This window comes from Streptomyces sp. NPDC041970 (genome assembly GCF_055588985.1).
Window position 1 is genome coordinate 15342 of the sequence record NZ_JBVJCD010000006.1, and the last position, 19842, is coordinate 35183.

The following is a 19842-nucleotide window of genomic DNA, read 5'->3' on the forward strand; positions in this document are numbered from 1 at the left end:
GCTGGTCCTGGCGGGAGTTTGGCCGCAGAGCAGAACCATCAGGCCGGCGACGCGGTCCTTGGTCTCGAAGGAGTCGTCATTGAGGAGCTGGCGGGCGATCTTCCATCGTTCGTCTGCATCACGGGGAAAGGGGAGGCGGCCGACCCCGGCGGTGGCCGAGAGGTGACGGGCTCGCGCCCGGCCGGGCGGCGCGACGGCGGGCCGGTGCCGTCCGGCTTCGGGTCGATGCCGGTGGAACGGTCCGGCGCGGTCCCGCCCGTGCGCGGGAGCGCGCCGGAGGGTCAGCGCGCGGAGCCGCGGACCTTGATCCGTGCCAGGTCGGAGGACCTGGAACGCAGGTCCTGGCAGTCGGCGCCGAGTCCGCGGATCGCGGCGGTGGCGAGTTCCTCCGCCTTCGCCAGGACGAGGCGCTCGGTGTCGTCCGGACCGGCCGGGATCAGGACGCGGAAGGTGAACGCGTACAACGGCACGTCGTAGGTGACGGTCCCCTCCTCGGTGAAGCGGGCGGCCAGCACGCCGTGGTCGTCGGCCTGCGCGATGAGGGCGGCCCGCTGCTCCTCGTTCAGCGGGGCGAACCTGCCCTGGGTGATGACCTGATACGACGTACGGCTCATGCCGGGGTCTCCAGACGTGCTTCGTGGTGGGGTGGCGGAGGGCGCCGCGAGCGGCCCGTGCGCGATGCGGGGTGAGCCGGGGTCTTCGGCGGGTCGCCCCGTCCGGGTCCGCTCGCCCCGTGCCCGGCGAGGGGCGCGGTTGTCGGCGGTGAGCACCTGATCGTGCTGCGGGTGGGCCGCCTGCCGATGGTGATCCCCTCCTCCGCCGATCATTCGGGATACAGGATTGTATCCCAGTACGCTGCCGTACCTTAGTGGGTGTGCCGGCGAGGGCGATGGGCGACGCATCGTCAGCGGGGCGGAGGCGCGGGCCCGTCGACGCCGTCCGAGCGCCGGGGACCGGTCGTGCGCGGCGGCCGGGCGGTCACGCGGCCGAGTGCGGCCACCAGTCCCGACCACCCGCGCGACGAGCCAGCAGGTACGCGCGGTAGCGGCCGCGCAGGGTCGCCGCGTCGGCGCCGTTCGCGGAGTCCAGGGCCAGCAGGAAGTCGTCCGGCACCAGCGCCAGGACCTCGTCCAGGGTCTCGGCCGTCACGATGTCCGCCAGCTCGGCGTCGAGCTCCTTGAGGGCCTTCGCGCCGAGATCGGCCGCCTGGTCGGAGAGGATGTGCGAGTCCAGGCCGTAGTCCCGGCCGGCCCAGACCTCCACGGGGGGCCAGGAGTGCTGGAAGACCAGCGCGGCCCCGTGGTCGATCGCCCACACCTTCTGGTGCCAGACGAGGAGGTTGGGGTTGGCCCACGTGCGGTCCACGTTGGCCGTCAGGGCGTCCAGCCAGTAGATCCGGGCGGCGTCCTCGGCGGGCGCCCGCCACCCCATGCCGTCGTAGTCCACCGAACCCGGCAGGAAGTCCATGCCGAGGTTCCGGCCCGTGCTGGCCCCCAGCAGTTGCCGGATCTCCTGGTCCGGCTCCTGGCGGGCGAGTTTGCCCCCCACGTCGAGGAGGACCAGGTCGGGCACGCGGACGCCGAGGCGCCGGCCGAGTTCGCCGACCACTATCTCCGCGACCAGGGCCGCGGTGCCCTGCCCGGCGCCCCGGAACTTGACCACGTAGGTGCCCTCGTCGTCGGCCTCGATGATGCCCGGAAGCGACCCTCCCTCGCGCAGGGCGGTCAGATATCGGGTGCCTTTCACCACTTGCAGCATGTGGATCACCCTATCCGGGGCCGGAACGCGGTCCAGGGGATCGGACGGATTCCCGCCATTGGCACGGCCCGGAAGGGATGGGGGCCCCGAAGGGCGATACGGCGCCCCGTGCCGGGGAGGGGGCCGGAGCGGTTCGGGCGGGATCGCCCGGCCGGGCGGCCGGACGGGCATGGGCCGAAAAGCTGCCCGTACCCGACTTCGTACCTGTCCGGAACTGCGCGGTGCACGACGGGAAATCAATCGTCCCCGCGAGGAAATTCCTGACGCTGTCCAGAATTCTCCACGGGCCTGCGAGCGCATTCCGATATGCAGGGGAACAAGGCGTCGGGGCAGGCGAATGGGGGCTGTAGACAGTCAGATCATCCGTCCGTAGTATCCAGCCTTGCCTGAAGGGGAGGGGCCGGTGAGACGAATGCGGCGGCTGCCTCTCCGCCATCGGATCGCCCAGCAGACCCGGTATTCAGACCCTTTGATGTCCGAGGGAGACGTATGCCCAACCCCACCGTGTGGAACGTCGTGCGCGAGGCGGGAGACGACAGCGATATCGTCCTCGCCGCCGATTTCCCGGTCACCGGACGGAACGAGGGAGGATTCGCGGATCTGGTCGCCGGTCTGGACCTCGACTGCGCCCTGTGGCAGACCGTCGCCCCGCTCCGCAGCCCCGGTCACGAGGCCCTGGACGAGCGCTACCTCCACCCCTGGCTGTCGGAGGTCGAGGCCAGCGGGCGCGGCGTCCGGGCGGTGCTGGGCTACTGCGCCGGCTCCGTGTTCGCCGGCGTGCTCGCCGAGCGCATCGCCGCCCGGCAGGCGGCCCCTCCCCGTGTGGTGGTCTTCGACCCCGAACTGGTCGACGTCCCGACCGTCCACCTCCAGTTCGGGCGCGTCATCGGCAACATGACCGCCGTCCTCACCCCCGAAGAGGCCGGCGGCCTGTCCGACACCGCGCGGCGGCTCGCCGCCGAGCCCGGCACCACCCCCGGCGCGTTCGCGGCCGGACTGCACCGCGCCTTCCGGCAGGTCGGCACCACCGCCCTGCGGCGGGCGGGGCTGGACGAGGACTACGCCAGCGAACTGGTGGCCCTCGTCGGCTCGTTCATGGCCTACCTCGCCACCGCCGCCGACCTCGACCCGCGCCCCGGCTGGCAGCGCGCCACGGTCATGACCTCCGCCAGCGAGGGCAGCGGGCTGAACCGGATGCGCACCACGCCCGGCATCGCCCCCATCGAGGTCGCCGACGAGCAGCGTTTCGACGTCGAGCACCGCGACCTGCTGCGCACGCCCGCCGTCGCCGCCTCGGTGGCCGGCCTCCTGGCCGGGCGGCCAGGAGCCGCGGCGTGACCCCCGGCCGCCCCGCCGGGCGGGTCCCCGCGACCCGCAAGGAGAGCACGCTCTGGCTGCTCGACGACCTGGTCCCCGGCAGCGGCGCGAACAACCTCTCCCTCGCCTTCCGCGTACGGGGCCGCCTCGACCCCACCGCCACGAAGGCGGCGCTGCACCTGCTGCCGGAACGCTTCGCGGTGCTGCGGACGGTCTTCCACCGCGACGGCGCGGAGCTGACCAGGTCCGTGCTCCCCGCCCTCGCCGTCGATCCGGAGGAGGTCGCGCGCCCCGGCGACGAGGCCGAGGAACTGGCCCTCCTCACCGCCTTCGTCGCCAGGCCGTTCACCCCGGACGGCAGCCCCCTCATGCGGGCGCTCGTCCTGCGCGGACCGGACGCGGACACCTTCTGCCTGGCCCTGCACCATGCCGTGTCGGACGTCCAGTCGACGGCGATCCTGCGCGCCGCCTTCGTCTCCCTGTACGAGGCCCTGCTCGCCGGCGAGCGCCCCGACGCCGCCCCGGTGCCGCCCTGGCACGAACCCGAACCGTCCGCCGAGAGCCGCCGCCACTGGCGCGAGCAGATGGCCGGATTCCGGCCCACCGACCTCGAACTCGGGTGCGGGCGCCGGGAGGACCCGGTCACCACCCTGCGCGGCGACGAGGTCACCCACGTCCTGTCGCCCGAGGCCCACGCCGTGGTGCGCCGCCTCCAGCGCGAACTGCGCGCACCGGAGTCGGCGGTGCTCCTCGCCGCCTACGCGACCCTCCTCCTCGGCCACGGGGCGGGCCCCGACCTCGCCATCGGCTCCCCGGTGAACACCCGCCCCCGCGAGGCGGTCGACACGGTCGGCTACCACAGCAACCTCGTCACCCTGCGCCTGCGCACCGGCCCCGACGCGACCTTCCGCGACCTCACCGCCCTGACCCGACGCACCTTCATGGAGGCGATGGCACACAAGGACGTGCCCGCCGACGACGTCCTCGACATGGTCGTCCGGGACAGCACCGGCTGGCGCAACGGCCTCTTCCGGCACGTCTTCAACTACGTGCCCTACACCGACGGCCAACGCGCCTTCACCATCGCCGGCGACGATGCCGAACTCCTCGTCGTGGAGAACGGGTTCAGCCAGTTCGACCTGGAGTTCTTCGTCTCCGCCCACCGCGAATCCGCCACCGTGCGCGCCGTCTTCTACACCGGGGTGCTGGACCGCGCGGACGTCGAGCGCATGGTCCACCGCTACGACGCCCTGCTGGTCGCGCTCGGCGACGCCCCCGACGCCCCGCTCGCCTCCCTGCGGGTCTGGTCGCCGCAGGACCACGCCGCCATCGACGCCGCCAACGCCACCGACCGGGCCGTCGCACTCCCCTCCGTGCTCGCCGGGTTCGCCCGCCGGGCCGCCGAGCGGCCCACGGCCCCGGCCGTCGTGGACGGGGCGCGCACCACGACGTACGGCCGGCTCTGGTCCGCCGCCGCCGCCACCGCGGCCCGGCTGGCCGAGGCCGGGGTGGGGCGCGGCGACGTGGTCGCACTGCTGCTGCCGCGCGGTGCGGCCCTGGCCGCGTCCGTCCTCGGCGTCTGGCTGGCCGGCGCCGCCTACCTCCCCCTGGACCCCCACCATCCCGAGGAGCGGCTGACGTACCAGCTCGACGACGCGGACGCGCGCACCGTGATCGTGGGGGAGGGGACCGAAGCGCCCGCGGGGCGCGCCGGGCTCACCGCCGCGGACCCGGACGCCGTGCCCGAGACGCCGGTGGACGTGGCGGCGGCCGAGGCCGCGGAGCCCGACTCCCTCGCCTACGTGATCTACACCTCGGGGTCGACCGGTCGGCCCAAGGGCATCCCCATCCGCCACCGCAGCCTCGTCAACCACATCACCGACTACGCCGACCGGTTCGAGGTGGCCGGCTCCGCCCGCCCCACGGGGTGGCTGAGCACCTACAGCTTCGACACCTCCACGCTCGAACTGATGACGCCGCTGCTGCACGGCGGGCACACCGTCGTCCTCCCCGACGAGGCGCGCACCGACGGCGCGCTGCTGGCGGACGCCGTCGCCGCCCACGACATCGGTCTGCTCCAGGCCACCCCGACCACCTGGCGGCTCGTCGCCCGCGAAGCCGCCGCGGCCCTCGCCGGACGCACCCTGCTCTCCGGCGGCGAACCCCTGACCGCCGAACTGGCCGCCACCCTGTGCGCGGCGGGCGCGGAGCTGTGGAACGTCTACGGGCCGACCGAGAGCACCGTCTGGGCGACCGCCGGCCGCGTCGACGCCGACCGGGGCGGCCGGGTGCACGTCGGCGCGCCCATCGCCAACACCCGTGTCTTCGTCGCCGACGACCGCGGCAGGCCGCTGCCGGTCGGAGTGCGGGGCGAACTGTGCGTCGCGGGAGTCGGCGTGGCCTCCGGCTACCACCGGCGGCCGGAGCTGACCGCCGAACGCTTCGGTGAGAACGTCGAGTTCGGGCGCTTCCACCGCACCGGCGACGTGGCCCGCTGGCGGCCGGACGGCCGGATCGACCTGTACGGCCGCGTCGACCGCCAGGTCAAACTGCGCGGCAACCGGATCGAGTTGGCGGAGGTCGAGGCGGTCCTGCTCGACCACCCCGACGTCGAGGCCGCGGCCGTCGTGGTCGTCGGCGATCCCGGCGGCGACGGCTCGCTGGCCGCCTTCGTCCGCGTGCCCGAGCGCCCCGAGGCCGTCGACGAACTCTGGGACCACGCCCACCGCAGGCTGCCCCGCTCGGTCGTCCCGCACCGGTTCATCGCCGTGGACGCCTTCCCCCGTACCGGCAGCGACAAGGTCGACCACCTCGCCCTCGCCGACCGGGCGGCCCGGCACCGGGGCCCCGCCCTCGGCGCCGCGACCCCGTCGCCCGACGACGACGCCCTGACGGCGACCCTCGTCGGCCTCTTCGCCGAACTGCTCGACCGCCCGGACCTGGACGCCGGCTCCCACTTCTTCGCCAACGGCGGCCACTCCCTGATGGCGGCCGCGCTCGCCCAGCGGATCAAGGAGCGCACCGGCGTCCGGCTCGCGCTGTCCGACGTGTTCGAGACCCCCACCCCCGCCGCCCTGGCCGACCGGCTGCGCCGGAGCCCCTGACGGACACGGAAGAGAGAGACCTCCATGGAAATCCTCAAACTCGCCGTCAGCGGATGGTTCGCCCGCGCCCTCGCGGTCGCCGCCCGGCTGGAGATCGCCGACATCCTGGGCGACGACGCGATGTCCTGCGCCGAACTCGCCGAGCGCACCGAGACCGACCCCGAGGTCCTGCACCGGCTGCTCCAGATGCTCACCGTGCCCGGCGTGCTGGTCCGCGACGGCGAGAAGTTCCGCCTCGGCGAGGAGTTCGCGCCCCTGCGCGCCGACCACCCCTTCACCCAGCGGCACTTCACCATCCTCGCCGCCGAACTGTACGACGACGCCTTCGCCGGCCTGATGCACACCGTCCGCACGGGCGGCTCGGGATTCAAGGAGGTGTTCGGGGAGACGCTCTACGACTACCTCGAACACCACCCGGAATGGGCCGAGTTGTTCGACCGGGGCATGGTCGACCTGGCCGCCCCGGTCGCCCGGTGCCTGTTGTCCGTCCACGACTTCACCGGCGCCGGGACCGTGGTCGACGTCGGCGGCGGCAGCGGAGGAGTGCTCCCCGGCCTCCTCGCCGCCCACCCCGGCCTCCGGGGCACCGTGGCCGATCGGCCGAGCGTCTGCGAGCGCGGCCGGCGGAACCTCTCCAGGGTCGCCGACGAGGAGGTCCGCGCCCGGATCGACTTCGCCCCCAGCGACTTCTTCGCCCGGGTCCCCTCGGGCGCCGACCGCTACCTGCTCAAGAACGTGCTGCACGACTGGACGTACGACAACTGCGTCCGCGTCCTGCGCACGGTCGCCACCGCGCTGGCCGACAGCCCCGCAGACGCCCGGCTGCTCGTGATCGAGCCGCTGGTGGAGAGCGATCTGGACAGTTGGCGGGCGGTGTTCCAGGCCGTCGCCTGCGACGAGGGCACGCTCGGCCTGGACGAGGAGGCCCTGCGCCGCGCGGTGGACGAGGCCGGTCTGAGCGTGGAGTCCGTCGCACCGCTGCCCACCGGGCACAAGGTGCTCGAGTGCTCCCTGCGTGCCGCCTGATGCTCACGCCCGTCTTCCTCTTTCCGGGCCAGGGCTCCCAGTACCACGGCATGGGCGCCTGGCTGTACGGGGCCGACGGCGCGTTCCGCGAGGCCCTCGACGCCCTGGACGCGACCGTCCGCGAGGTGCGCGGCGACTCGGTGATCGCCGCCCTGCACGCCGACCGCCCCGGCCCCGAGACCCCCATGACACGGCTCGCCCTCACCCAGCCCGCGATCTTCATGGTGGAGTACGCCCTGGCGCAGATGGCCGCGGCCCACGGGTTCACCCCCGGCGCGGTGCTCGGCGCCAGCCTCGGGGAGATCGCGGCGGCGGCCGTCGCCGGGGTGGTCGACCCGCACGACTGCCTGCGCTCCCTGCTGCGCCAGGTCGAGCTGTTCGAGGCCGAGTGCCCGCGCGGCGGGATGCTCGCCGTGCTCGCCGACGTCGGCCTCGCCCGACGCGACCCCGCCCTGGCGGCGGCCCACGTGGCCGCGGTCAACGCCCCGGACAACTTCGTCCTGGCCGGGACGGCCCCCGTCCTCGACCGCGTCGAACGGCACCTGCACACCACCGGCGTGCTCTGCCAGCGGCTGCCCGTGGAGTACCCCTTCCACTCGCCCCTGATCGACCCGCTGGAAGGCGCGTTCAAGGAGCTCGTCGGCGCGCTCGCCACCCGCCCCGCCGCGATCCCCCTGATCTCCTGCACCACCGGAGCCGCCATCCCCGAGCCCGACCCGGCCCACCTGTGGCGGGTCCTGCGCGACCCCTTCGACCTGGCCAAGGCCGTCGAACCGCTCCTGTGCCGGGACGACCTGCTCTTCCTCGACCTGGGGCCGTCCGGCTCGCTGGCCAACGTGGTGCGGGCGGCGCTCCCGGAGTCCGCTCGCCACCGCGTCCTGCCGCTGCTCTCCCCGTACGCCCGCGACGAGGCGCTCTACCGGGCGCTGCTCGACGCCCGCCCCCTCGTCAGCGCACCGGCCCCCGCGCGGCGGACCGAGCCCGCGAGCGCGCCCGCCCGCACCCGGAGGCGGCCCCCGGTCCTCGACGTACACGTCTTCCCCGGTCAGGGCGCGCAGGTCAAGGGCATGGGCCGCGACGTCCTCGACCGCTTCCCCGACCTCGTCGCCCGCGCCGACGCCGTGCTCGGCTACTCCGTGCGCGAACTCTGCCTGGAGGACCCGGACCGCAAGCTGCGCGACACGCGGTACACCCAACCCGCCCTGTACGTGGTCGACGCCCTGAGCTGGTTGGCCGCCCTCGGCGAGGGCGGCCGGCTGCCGGACTACGTGCTCGGGCACAGCCTCGGCGAGTTCGCCGCCCTGTTCGCCTCGGGCGTCCACGACTTCGAGACCGGACTGCGGTTGGTCGCCGAGCGGGGCCGGCTCATGGGCCGGGTCACCGGGGGCTCCATGGCCGCCGTCTCCGGCGTCGACGCCGCCCACGTCGAACGCGTCCTGCGGGACAACGGCATCACCGACCTCGACATCGCCAACTACAACGCGCCGACCCAGACGGTGATCGCCGGCCCCGCCGACGCCCTCGACCGGGCCCTGCCCCTGTTGAAGGACTCCGGGGCCCGCTGCGCCCCGCTCAACGTCAGCGCGCCGTTCCACAGCCGGTACATGGCCGCCGCCGCCGAGGAGTTCGGGCGGATGCTCGACGCCACCCCGTTCGCCGCCCCCAAGATCCCCGTCATCGGCAACGCCGACGCCCGGCCGTACGAGGCGGGCGAGGTCGCCGCGACCCTGCGCCGCCAGATCGCCTCCCCCGTCCGCTGGACGGACAGCATCCGACTGCTGATGGGCCTCGGCGACCTCCGGGTACGGGAACTCGGCCCCGGCCAGGTGCTGACCAAGCTCATCGCCCGCATCCGCGCCGAGTCGACGCCCCTGCCGCCCGCGAGCGCCCCGCCCCTGCCGGCCGTGCCCCAGGCTCCCGCACCGGCCGCCTCGCGCCCCGCCCCCGCGCCCACCGCGCCCCGGCCGCAGGATCTGGGCTCGGCGGCCTTCCGGCGGGAGTACGGCGTCCGCCTCGCCTACGCGGCGGGCGGGATGCGCCAGGGCATCGGCTCGGTGGACCTGGTCGCGAGGATGGCCGGCGCCGGCCTGCTGGCGTACTTCGGCGCCCCCGGACTCACCACCGGCGAGGTGGCCGCCGCGGTCGCCGGCATCCGCGAACGCGTCCCCGCGGACGCGCCGTTCGGGGTCAACATCACGCACGACCCCTTCGACCCGCGCGCCGAGGCCGACCTGGTGGACCTCCTCATCCGCCTCGACGTCCGCCTCGCCGAGGCCGCCACCCACGTGGAGGTGACCCCCGCGCTCGTACGGCACCGCCTGACCGGCGCCCGCCTGCTCCCCGGCGGCGCCGTGCACGCCCCCCGCAAGCTCCTGGCGAAGGTGACCCGGCCCGACGCCGCCCGCCTCTTCCTCTCGCCGCCGCCGCCCGCGCTGGTCCGGCGGCTGGCCGCCGAGGGGCTGATCACCGCCGAGGAGGCCGCCGCCGGGGAGCACATCGCCCTCGCCGACGACGTCTGCGCGGTGGGCGACGCCGGCGACCACTCCGACCTCGCCGCCCTGTGGGCGCTCCTGCCCGCCCTGCTCCGGCTGCGCGCCGAGCTGGGCGGGGTAGCCGAGGCCGTGCGCGTCGGGGCGGGCGGAGGCATCGGCGCCCCCGAGTCGGTCGCCGCCGCCTTCGTCCTGGGCGCCGACTTCGTCCTCACCGGCTCCGTCAACCTGTGCACCGCCGAGAGCGGCATCAGCGTCCGGGCCAAGGAACTGCTCCAGGGCGCGGACGTGCACGACACCGCCTTCGCACCCCACGGCGACCTGTTCGAACTGGGCGGCCGGGCACGGGTGCTGCGCAAGGGCGTCCTCTTCCACGCCCGCGCCGGAAAGCTCTACGACCTGTGGCGCAACCACGACGCGTGGGAGGCCGTGCCCGCCGCCGTACGGGCCAAGGTGGAGCGCGACTACCTGGGCGCCTCCTTCGACGCCGTCCACGCCCGGCTCGCCCCCGCCGGCGGGGCGAGTCCCGAACCCAAGCGGCGGATGGCCCTGGTCTTCCGCTGGTACTGCGCGCAGGCGGGCGCCTGGGCGATCGAGGGGACGCCGGACCGCGTCGCCGACTACCGCATCCCCTGCGGCCCGGCGCTCGGAGCCTGCAACGGCTGGCTCGCGGGCACCGCGCTCAACGACTGGGGCGACCGGCACGCCGACGAACTGGCCGACCGCCTGATGGCCGAAGCCGCCCCGCTCCTGCGGCGGGCCGGTTGAACGCACCGCCGACGACCGGAACCCCTCCCGCGACCGGAGCGGGAACACGACACCGTGCAGAGAAGCGAGGCTGCCCGACATGACCGACATCTCCTCCGCGGAGCCGCCCACCGGACCGGACGAGCCGCTCAGCGAGTTCGACCTGTCCGACCCGGCGTTCATCACCGACCCGGCGGCGGGCGAACGCTGGCTCTCCGGACCCCGGCCGGTGTGCCGGGGCAAGTTCGCCGACGGCAGCGACGTCTGGGTGGCGACCGCCTACGACGACGTCAGGACCGTGCTGGCCGAGCCGACCCTGCGCAGCCGCCCGCCCGGCGACTCGCACCGCGCGAGCATGATCAGCCGGGGCGTCCCCGAGGACATCGTCGACATGTTCGACTCGACGCTGCTCACCATGGACGGCGCCGACCACATGCGCGTACGGCGGCTCGTCACCCGCGCCCTGTCCGCCCGCCGGATGCGGGCACTGACCCCGGCCATCACCCGCGTCGCCCACGGGCTGCTCGACGACCTCGCCGAGCAGCCCGAACCCGACCTGATCGCGCACTACGCGCATCCGCTGGCCATCATCGTCATCTGCGAACTGCTCGGCGTCGACGAGGGCTACCGGGAGCAGTGGCGCGACTGGAGCGAGACGCTCGCCCAGGCGCTGCGCCCCGACCCCGAGCAGTTCGCCCCGGCGGTACGGGGCATGGCCGCGATCACCAGGGAACTCGTCGCGGCACGCCAGGCCGCCCCCCGCGACGACCTCATCTCCGAACTGGTGCGGGTCCACGCCGAGGACGGCGACCGCCTCACCGACGACGAACTCGTGGCCCTGGCGATGGTCCTGGTCCAGGCCGGCCACGAGACCGTCCGCAACCTCGTCGCCCTCGGCGCGTTCACCCTGTTCGACCACCCCGACCAGGTGAAGCTGCTCAAGGACGATCCGGCCGCCGCCGGGCGGGCGGTCGCCGAACTGGTGCGGCACACCGCGCCCGTGAAGCACGCCTTCCGGCGCTTCGCCACCGAGCCCGTCCGCATCGGCGGCGTGGTGGTGCGGCCCGGCGAAGCCGTCCAGGTGGTGCTGGCCGCGGCCAACCGCGACCCCGCCGTCTTCGAGGAACCGGCCCGGCTCGACCTCACCCGCGAGCACAACCCGCACCTGGGCTTCGGCCGCGGCGCGCACTACTGCCTGGGCGCCGGCCTCGCCCTGATCGAGGCGGAGGTGGCCCTCACCGCGCTGTTCGAGCGGTTCCCCGACGTGCGGCCCGCCGTCGACCCGGCGGAGATCGCGCCGCGCTACCTCCTCGCGATGCAGCGGTTCCCGGTGCACCTCACCCCGGACGCCCCGACGCGGGAAGGGCAGGAGCGATGACCGGGAACACGCCCGTCGTGGAGGGCCTGCCGATGACGCGGGGCGGCTGCCCGTTCGCCCCCTCCGCCCGTCTCGCCGGGTTGCGCGCCGAGCACCCCGTCGCCCGGATGGTCTTCCCGGACGGCCACCTGGGCTGGCTGGTCACCGGATACGACCAGGTCCGCCGGCTGCTGGAGCACCGGGCGATGAGCTCGCGCGGCGACGCGCTGCGCTCGCCCATCCCGCTGCCCATGGCCGACGACCGCACCGAGGTGGCGCCCGGCATGTTCACCGCCATGGACCCGCCGGAGCACACCCGCTACCGGCGCAAGGTCGCCTCCTGGTTCTCCGCCCGCCGCACCCGGACGCTCGAACCGCGGCTGACCGAGCTGGCGGGACGGCACTGCGACGCGCTGACCGCCCTGGAACGCCCCGCCGACCTGCTGACGGACTTCGCCGAACCGATGGCCGCCTCGACCATCTGCGAACTGCTCGGCGTACCCGTCGGACAGCGCGAGGAGTTCGCCGACGCCGTCAAGGCCCTGTTCACCGTGGACTCCAGCGCCGAGCAGGCCATCGCCGGATGGCAGGCGGTCGGCGGACTGCTGGCCGGGCTGATCCGGGCCAAGAGGTCCGAACCGAGCGACGACCTGCTCGGCGCCCTCGTGGCCGACGGCGAGCTGACCGACGCGGAACTCGTCACCGTGGGCAGCGTGCTCCTGATCGCCGGCTACGACACCAGCGCCAACATGATCGCCCTCGGGGCCTACGCCCTGCTGGAGCACCCCGACCAGTTCGCCGCGCTCGCCGCCGAACCGGCGCTGGTCCCCAACGCCGTGGAGGAGCTCCTGCGCTACCTCACCGTCGTGCACGCGGGCTCCATCCGGGCGGTCGCCGAGGACGTGGAGTTCGACGGGCACCGACTGGCCGCCGGTGACGCGGTCTCGCTCTCCCTCGCCGCGGCCAACCGCGACCCCGCGCTCTGCCCCGACCCGGACACCCTCGACGTCACCCGCGCACCCGTGCCGCACCTGGCCTTCGGACACGGCGTCCACCAGTGCGTCGGGCAGCAGCTCGCCCGCCTCGAACTGCGCGTGGCCTTCACGACACTCCTGACCCGGCTGCCGGGACTGCGCCTCGCGGTGGCGGCGAAGGAGATCCGCACCCGCGACGACATGATCATCTACGGCGTCCGCGCACTGCCGGTGACCTGGTGAACGGGGAGGACGCGGTGTACCGGGAGATGTTCAAGTCCAAGATCCACCGGGCGACGGTGACCCAGGCCGACCTGCACTACGTCGGCTCCCTCACCGTCGACGCCACGCTGATGGCCGCCGCCGACCTGCTGCCCGGCGAGAAGGTCGACGTCGTCGACATCGACAACGGCGCCCGGCTGAGCACGTACGTCATCGAGGGGGAGGCCGGCAGCGGAACCATCGGCGTCAACGGGGCCGCCGCCCGGCTGATCAGCCCCGGCGACCTCGTGATCATCATCTCCTACGCCGCCATGAGCGAGGAGCGCGCCCGGACGTTCGAGCCCCGCGTCGTGTTCGTCGACGCGGACAACCGCCCCCTCCGGATCGGCTCCGACCCCGCCGACGCGCCCGCCGGCTTCGGCCTGTTGCGCGGCGACGCCGCCGGCCCGACCCCGCCCGCCGATCGGAGACCCCGATGAGCTCCACCCCCGACGTCATGACCGCCTTCACCAGCGGCCTCGCCGACCTCAACCTGGACGGGGCCGACACCCCGCACGGCGCGGAGAAGGCCGACCGCATGAAGACGGCCAGCTCCGCCATCTACGACATGGCGGCAGCCCTGTCCGACAAGGGCGCCCTGTGGAACTGGGGCATGTACGACGCCGCCCTGGCCGAGGAGATCCGGGCGCGGGCCCCCGGCTTCGGCGAACCCTGGACCGACGGATTCAGCGAGCAACTGTACTTCCTGGCCCTGCGGGACCTCCCCTCCGGCCTCGACGGCCCGGCGGGCCGGGAGATCCTGGAGGTCGGCTGCGGCATGGGGGAGGGCCTGAACTTCCTGTCCAGACTCCTCCCGGAGGCCCGGATGACCGGCCTCGACCTGTCGCCCAAGGCCGTCGCACGCGCCACGGCCACCCTGGCCCGGGGGGAGGCGCTGCGCTTCGTCCAGGGCGACGCCGAGGACCTCCCCTTCGAGGACGGCTCGGTCGACGTCCTGGTCAACATCGAGAGCTCGCACACCTACCCCGACCTCCGCGCCTTCCTGCGCGAGGCGGCCCGCGTGCTGCGTCCCGGCGGCTACCTGAGCCACATCGACGTCTTCACCCGGCAGCGGCTGGCGGCCATGCGGCAGGCGGCCGCCACGGTCGACCACCTGGAGTGGATCACCGACCACGACCTCTCCCCGCGGGTCCGCGCGGCGGTCCGGCGCAGGATGGCCCCGGACAGCCACTTCCGGTCCATGCTCGCCAGGCAGCGGATGAACCCGCTGATGCGCCAGATCGCCGCGCACGGCCAGATCCTGATGTTCGGCGGCATGTTCGCCAGCTACCGGCCGCCCCCCGTGATCAGGGCGCTGAGCAGGCTCGGCGTCGTGCCGTGGATGAGCGGACTGCCGATGGAGAGCTACCGCCACCAGATCGCCGTCCGCCGATGACGCCCCGCCCCGGCCCCGAGGGCGAGCCCGCCACCCGGCTGTTCGCCGCCGCCGCCGACACCGAGGGCGGCCTGCGGGCCCTGCTCGCGGGCCACCTGGAGCGCATCCGCTCCGGCGGGCCCCTGCCCCCGCTGCCCCGCTACTGCCACGACGCCGCGACGGCCGCCGCCGGCGCCCACCGGGCCGCCTTCGCCGTCGCGTCGTACGCCGAGCTGGCCGAACGGCTCGCGCAGGAGTGCGCCGGGCAGACGGAACGCGTCCCCGCGGCGGTCACGGCCCGACGCCCCCGCCTGGTGTTCGTGTTCGCCGGGCAGGGCGCCCAGTGGCACGGCATGGGTCGTGAACTGAGCGCCGCGGAGCCGGTGTTCGCCGCCGCGCTGCACCACTGCGACCGACTGGTGCGCGGGTTCGCCGGTTTCTCGCCCGTGGAGCAACTGCACCTGGCGGCCGACCGGACCCGGCTCGGCGAACTGGACGTCCTCCAGCCGACGATGGTGTCCCTGCAGATCGCCCTCACAGCGCTCTGGCGCAGTTGGGGCGTGCGTCCCGACGCCGTGGTCGGGCACAGCATGGGGGAGATCGCCGCCGCCCACACCGCCGGGGCCCTGACAACCCGCCAGGCGCTGACGGTCGCGTGCCGGCGCAGCGCCCTCCTGCGCCGGATCACCGGCAAGGGCGCGCTGGCCACGGTGGAGCTCTCACCCGCCGAGGCGCGCGCCGCGGCGGAGGCCGGGGGCGTGACCGTCAGCGTGGCCGGGGAGAACAGCCCCCGCTCCACCGTCCTCGCGGGCGACGCCGCCTCGCTGGCCCGGCTCGTGGAGGAACTGGAGCGGCGGGACGTCTACTGCCGGGTGATCCAGGGCACCGTCGCCTCGCACAGCCCCTACGTCGAGGAGTTGCGCGAGGACGTGCGGGCCGCCCTCGGCGGCCTGCGGCCCTCGCCCGCCCGACTGCCGATGTACTCCACGGTGACGGCCGAACCCGTGTCCGGCACGGACCTCTCCGCGGCGTACTGGATGCGCAACCTCCGCGAGCCGGTGCGGTTCTCCGGCGCGGTGGAGAACCTCCACGCGGCCGGGCACGAGGTCTTCGTGGAGGTCAGCACCCACCCCGTGCTGCTCAGTCCGGTGCGGCAGACGCTCGAACACGGCGAGCGGCAGGGCTGGGTGCTGCCCTCGGGCCGGCGCCGGTCGGAGCGCCGGTCGATGCTCTCCTCGCTCGGCGCGCTGTACACCTGCGGCCGCGACCCGGACTGGGCGGCCCTGTCCGCGCCCGCGGCCCGGCAGCGGGGCCTGACCCCGTACCAGGCCGCGGTGCTCGACGCCGTACGGCTGCCCCGCCCGGCCCCCGCGGAGGCCGGGCGGTGACGCGGGTCCGGGCGGTCAGGCCGCGGCGAGCCGGTACTGCCCGGACGCCCGGTCCAACAGGCCCAGGTCGACCAGTGTCCGCCGCAGGGATACGACGTCCAGCGCACCGCCCTCGGACCACGGGCGGAGCCGGTCCGTCACGGCCCGCTCGTCGTACGCGGCGCCGGGCTCCAACGCGGCCCCGGCCACGTGCCGCAGCACCGTGAGGCGGGCCGCCCGGTCCGTGGGCAGTTCCACGAGGACGCCGCCGCGGACGAAGCCGCGCAGCGCGGGATCGGGCTGCTCCGCCGCGGCCTGCTCGTCCCGGCGGAGGGCGGCGGCGTCCGCCGCCTCCTTGAGCGTGTCCTCGGCGAGGACCAGTCGGCCGCGCCCCTCGGGGACGAGGAGCCCGGCCCGCGTCAGCCGTCCGATGACCGGAGCGGCCTCCGGCGCGCCGAGCCCGGAGGCGGCCAGGATCTCGGAGGAGGTGGACGCCCCCAGGGCCACCGCGCAGAACACGCGGCGGACAGGCGGCTCGGACAGCAGGAGAGTGAGTTCGTCGGGTGTCATCGTCGTGTTCGCGTCCTTTCCGGTGGTCCGCCCCGCGCCTCGCGCCGGGCGGACCGTGGCCGAGGGATCAGCGTCCCTTCCGTCGGATCTTGATGGCGGTGAGGTCGGTCGAGACCGAGCGCAGGTCGCGGCAGTCCGCGCCCAGCTCCCGCACGGCGGCCGCGGCCAGCTCCTCGGCCTTCCTGAGGACCAGCGACTCGGTGTCCTCGTCGGTCGCGGGGATCAGCACCCGGAAGGTGAACCCCGCCAGGGCGGGCTCGTACGTGACCGTGCCCTCCTCGGTGAACCGCGCGCTGAACACGTCGTGCTGCCCGGCACGGGCGCGCAGCGCCGCGCGCTGCCCGTCGTCGAGGGGCGCGAACTTGCCGTGGGTCATGACCTGGTAGGTCCTGCCGCTCATGACTGGCTCTCCGATCGTGCTTGCTGGGGGACCGCCGTGGCCCCCTCCCGTCGTACCCGGTGGTGCGGCAGCAGGAACAGCAGCCCCGCGACCGGGACGAGGGCCCCGGCCGTCCAGTACAGCGCCTCGCCGTACGCGGAGACGAACGTCCGGCCCCGGATCTCGTCGAGCGCGGCCGTGACGGTGTCCCGGCCGCCGGGCCCGGTCTCCCGGACGAGCGCGGCGCAACTGCCCGGCACCTCGGCCAGGTCGTCCTGGCTGAGCGCGTCCGTCGCACAGGTCCGCACCGCGGCCCGCTGCTCCGGCGCCACCTGGGAGGCCCGTACGACCTGGTCGGCCTGGGAGGCGACGTTGCCGGCCAGCGCGGAGAAGAACAGACCGCCGATGACCGCCACGCCGAGGGCGGCGCCGAGCTGCCCGGTCGCGTTGATGATGCCCGAGGCGGCGCCGGCCTCCTGCGGCTGGACCTCCCTGAGCACCAGCGCGGTCAGCGGGGGCATCAGCAGGCCCATGCCGGAGCCGAGCAGCAGCATCGACGGGACGGCGTGCCACGAGGTGATGTCCGTGCCCGCCGCCTGGGCCGCCCAGGCGTACGAGGCGATGCCCGCCAGCATCATCAGCGCACCGGCCAGCAGGCAGTACCGGCCGTAGGCGGGGGAGAGCTTGCGCACGGCGAGGCCGCCGACGATCGGGACGCAGAGCGAGAACGGGATCGCGGTCAGACCGGTGTGCAGCGCGGACCAGCCCAGGCCCCCCTGGAGGTACAGCGTCCAACTGAGGAAGAAGCCCGCCGGGATGGCGCTGAAGAGCAGTTGCACGCCGATGCCCGCGCCGAACGCGCGGACCTTGAACAGGGACAGGGTCACCAGCGGTGAGCCGTCCTTGCGGGTCTTGACGCGTTCGTACGCCACGAACAGGGCCAGGACGGGGAGCGCGAGGGCGAGGGAGGCGATGCTCCAGAGCGGCCAGTCGAGTTCACGGCCGAGCGTCAGGGGCAGCATGAGCAGCAGCAGCCCGGCGATCACCAGCGTCATGCCGCCGATGTCCAGCCGCTTGGCGTGCGGGGAGCTGGACTCCTGCATCCACTTCCACGCGCCGATCAGGGCCGCCACGCCCACCGGCAGGTTGACCACGAAGATGCTGCGCCAGCCGAGGTCCAGAGGGCTCCACTCGACCAGCGCGCCACCGAGGAGCGGGCCGGAGACGATGGCCAGGCCGATCATGCTCGCGTACAGGCTGACGACCCGTCCGATCTCCTGCGGAGCGAAGCTGACGTGGATGATCGCCAGCACCTGCGGCACCATGACCGCGGCCGCGAGGCCCTGCAGCACGCGCGCGACGACCAGCAGCTCGGTGCTCGGCGCCGCGGCGCACAGGGCGGAGGCGACGATGAACGCGCCGACGCCGACGAGGAACATCCGCTTGCGGCCGAAGATGTCGCCGAGTCGGCCGCCGGTGATCAGCAGGACCGCGAAGCTCAGCGTGTAGCCGGCCGTCATCGCCTGGATGGCGACGGCGGACGCGCCCAGATCCTGCTGGATGCTGGGGATCGCCACCGTGATGATGTTGGCGTCGAGCAGGTCCATGAAGGTGGCGACCAGCAGGACGCCCAGCGCGAGCCACCGTTTCGGGTGCGGCGCGGGCGGTGCGTCGGGGACGACGGGCGGTCCGGCGGACGCCGGACGGTCCGTCTGTCCTGCCTTGCTCATGACGGGTTCTCCAGGTTCTCTGATAAGGCGCGCCGGGCCGTGGCCGGCCTGGCGCGGGAGGGGCGGCGGGTCTGCGCCGCGGCGGCGGTCATCGCGCGGGCTCCCCGGCGGAGGCGTCGGCCTCCGCCGCGGGCGGGGTGCTCTGGGCCAGGGCGGCCCACGACTTCATCAGCAGCTCCACCACGTCCACGAGCGTGTCCTGGGTGCTGTCGTCCGGGGCCAGCACGCGTTGCACGGACAGTCCGTCGTCCAGCGCGTGGACGATCAAACCCAGCAGCTCCACCGGGGCCGGCGGAGCCACCCCCCGCGCGGCGAAGCCCTCGGCCAGCCCCTGGGCGAGGGCCGCCCGCGAGCGGCGTTCCCGCTCGGCCAGCACCGGCAGCAGCTCCGGGTCGCGCAGCCCGTACAGCCAGAGTTCGGTGCGCAGGGCGAGCCAGCTCACCAGGTTCTCGTCGCGCCGCCGATGCCAGGAGCGCAGGCGCCCGAGGAGTTCGTCGAAGGTCCCGGCCCGCAGGGTCATCGCCTGCAACTCCTCCAGTTCGTGCTGGGTGCGCTTCTCCAGCAGGGCCAGGACGAGTTCGTGCTTGCCGTCGAAGTTGCCGTAGAACGCGCCGCGGGTGTACCCGGCACCCTCGACGATCTGCTCGACCGACGTGCCGCTGACGCCCTGCTGGGCGAAGAGCTCGGCCGCCGACTCCAGCAACCGCTCACGGGTCAGTTCCCGGCTCTCCTGCCGGCTGAGCCGCTTGGCCATGAAGATCGCCCCCTTGACGAGTCGTTCGGATACGAGACTGTATCCCAATGGGAGGGTGTATCCGAAACGGGTCGGCCCGGCCCGGAGCCGCGCCCCGCACCGCCCGCGCGGGGCGCCGCGGCGCGCTCGCCTCCGCCCCTCCGATCGCGCGGGGAAGGCCCTTTTCCGGAGCCGTGAGATATTGCGTTTCTTTTACTTCTGGCGGCGCGCGGCGCTTCTCCCGGCAATCGGCGGCGCGGTCCCGGTGCATGATCGCGCTTTCCGCCGCTCGTGAGCGCTCCAGTGTTTATGGCGAAGGGGGGTATTCGATTTCCAGCAGCCCGCGCGAATAGTTCCGGACAGTTCCGCCGACGCCCTGGCCGGTCCCCGCCGCCCGCCTCCGGCCGCCCCACGTGCACAGAGCGGGCGGCCCTGGACGGGAGCGAGGGTTCTGTGTTGTCGTCGTTCTCGTCAAAAACGCATTGCTGTCTTGCGGTCGCGCTGGTGATCGACCAGTGTGCTGTGCGTGCCGGAGCGCATTTCGCTCCGCGGCAGGGGAATCCCGCCGCGCGACCACAATTCCTTCAAGTACGTGCACGACCGGCGGAGATCACCGGACTCCGCCCGGATGCGACGACAGGGCACGCGAGGAGGA

The 19842-nt window shown here is 74.1% G+C and carries 15 protein-coding genes; 9 read left to right on the forward strand and 6 right to left on the reverse strand.

The annotated features are described in order from the left end of the window. Positions 1–281: 281 nt before the first annotated feature. Complete coding sequence (locus ACZ6EJ_RS05365) at positions 282–614, reverse strand: DUF6204 family protein (protein WP_469264797.1); 333 nt, start codon at positions 612–614, stop codon at positions 282–284. A 364-nt stretch (positions 615–978) separates the two neighbouring features. Further along, a complete protein-coding gene (locus tag ACZ6EJ_RS05370) occupies positions 979–1746 on the reverse strand; it encodes a HipA family kinase (protein ID WP_469264798.1) in 768 nt (255 codons plus the stop codon). A gap of 501 nt (positions 1747–2247) precedes the next feature. On the opposite strand from ACZ6EJ_RS05370, the gene ACZ6EJ_RS05375 reads away from it, so the two are divergent. From ACZ6EJ_RS05375 to ACZ6EJ_RS05415, 9 genes are all read left to right on the forward strand, one after another. Beyond that, positions 2248–3096 (forward strand): hypothetical protein, encoded by an 849-nt coding sequence (locus ACZ6EJ_RS05375; protein WP_469264799.1) that lies wholly within the window; start codon positions 2248–2250, stop codon positions 3094–3096. Continuing rightward, entirely contained in the window at positions 3093–6179 is a 3087-nt protein-coding gene (locus ACZ6EJ_RS05380) for a non-ribosomal peptide synthetase (protein ID WP_469264800.1), read from the forward strand. The genes ACZ6EJ_RS05375 and ACZ6EJ_RS05380 overlap by 4 nt, the downstream gene beginning before the upstream one ends. Before the next feature lie 24 nt (positions 6180–6203). Beyond that, on the forward strand, positions 6204–7205 hold the full coding sequence (locus ACZ6EJ_RS05385) for a methyltransferase (protein ID WP_469264801.1): 1002 nt from the start codon (positions 6204–6206) through the stop codon (positions 7203–7205). Then, complete coding sequence (gene fabD, locus ACZ6EJ_RS05390; protein ID WP_469264802.1) at positions 7184–10462, forward strand: ACP S-malonyltransferase; 3279 nt, start codon at positions 7184–7186, stop codon at positions 10460–10462. The genes ACZ6EJ_RS05385 and fabD overlap by 22 nt, the downstream gene beginning before the upstream one ends. Positions 10463–10541: 79 nt before the next feature. Beyond that, a complete protein-coding gene (locus ACZ6EJ_RS05395; protein WP_469264803.1) occupies positions 10542–11819 on the forward strand; it encodes a cytochrome P450 family protein in 1278 nt (425 codons plus the stop codon). Beyond that, positions 11816–13015 carry a cytochrome P450 gene (locus tag ACZ6EJ_RS05400; protein ID WP_469264804.1) on the forward strand — a complete coding sequence of 400 codons (1200 nt, stop codon included), beginning with the start codon at positions 11816–11818 and terminating at the stop codon, positions 13013–13015. The genes ACZ6EJ_RS05395 and ACZ6EJ_RS05400 overlap by 4 nt, the downstream gene beginning before the upstream one ends. A gap of 14 nt (positions 13016–13029) precedes the next feature. After that, on the forward strand, positions 13030–13473 hold the full coding sequence (gene panD / locus ACZ6EJ_RS05405; protein WP_469264870.1) for an aspartate 1-decarboxylase: 444 nt from the start codon (positions 13030–13032) through the stop codon (positions 13471–13473). Then, the gene (locus tag ACZ6EJ_RS05410) at positions 13470–14429 is read left to right on the forward strand and encodes a class I SAM-dependent methyltransferase (protein ID WP_469264805.1); all 960 of its coding nucleotides are present in this window, start codon (positions 13470–13472) and stop codon (positions 14427–14429) included. Before panD ends, ACZ6EJ_RS05410 begins: the two co-directional genes overlap by 4 nt. After that, a complete protein-coding gene (locus ACZ6EJ_RS05415) occupies positions 14426–15796 on the forward strand; it encodes an acyltransferase domain-containing protein (protein WP_469264806.1) in 1371 nt (456 codons plus the stop codon). The genes ACZ6EJ_RS05410 and ACZ6EJ_RS05415 overlap by 4 nt, the downstream gene beginning before the upstream one ends. Before the next feature lie 15 nt (positions 15797–15811). Here the strand turns inward: ACZ6EJ_RS05415 and ACZ6EJ_RS05420 are convergent, their stop codons facing one another. From ACZ6EJ_RS05420 to ACZ6EJ_RS05435, 4 genes are all read right to left on the reverse strand, one after another. Then, a complete protein-coding gene (locus ACZ6EJ_RS05420; RefSeq protein ID WP_469264807.1) occupies positions 15812–16345 on the reverse strand; it encodes a DUF2087 domain-containing protein in 534 nt (177 codons plus the stop codon). 67 nt (positions 16346–16412) lie between these two features. Further along, the gene (locus ACZ6EJ_RS05425; RefSeq protein ID WP_469264808.1) at positions 16413–16745 is read right to left on the reverse strand and encodes a DUF6204 family protein; all 333 of its coding nucleotides are present in this window, start codon (positions 16743–16745) and stop codon (positions 16413–16415) included. Further along, entirely contained in the window at positions 16742–18454 is a 1713-nt protein-coding gene (locus ACZ6EJ_RS05430) for an MFS transporter (RefSeq protein ID WP_469264809.1), read from the reverse strand. The genes ACZ6EJ_RS05425 and ACZ6EJ_RS05430 overlap by 4 nt, the downstream gene beginning before the upstream one ends. Before the next feature lie 88 nt (positions 18455–18542). After that, positions 18543–19256, reverse strand: a complete 714-nt coding sequence (locus tag ACZ6EJ_RS05435) for a TetR/AcrR family transcriptional regulator (protein WP_469264810.1) — start codon at positions 19254–19256, stop codon at positions 18543–18545. Between the last annotated feature and the right edge of the window lie 586 nt (positions 19257–19842).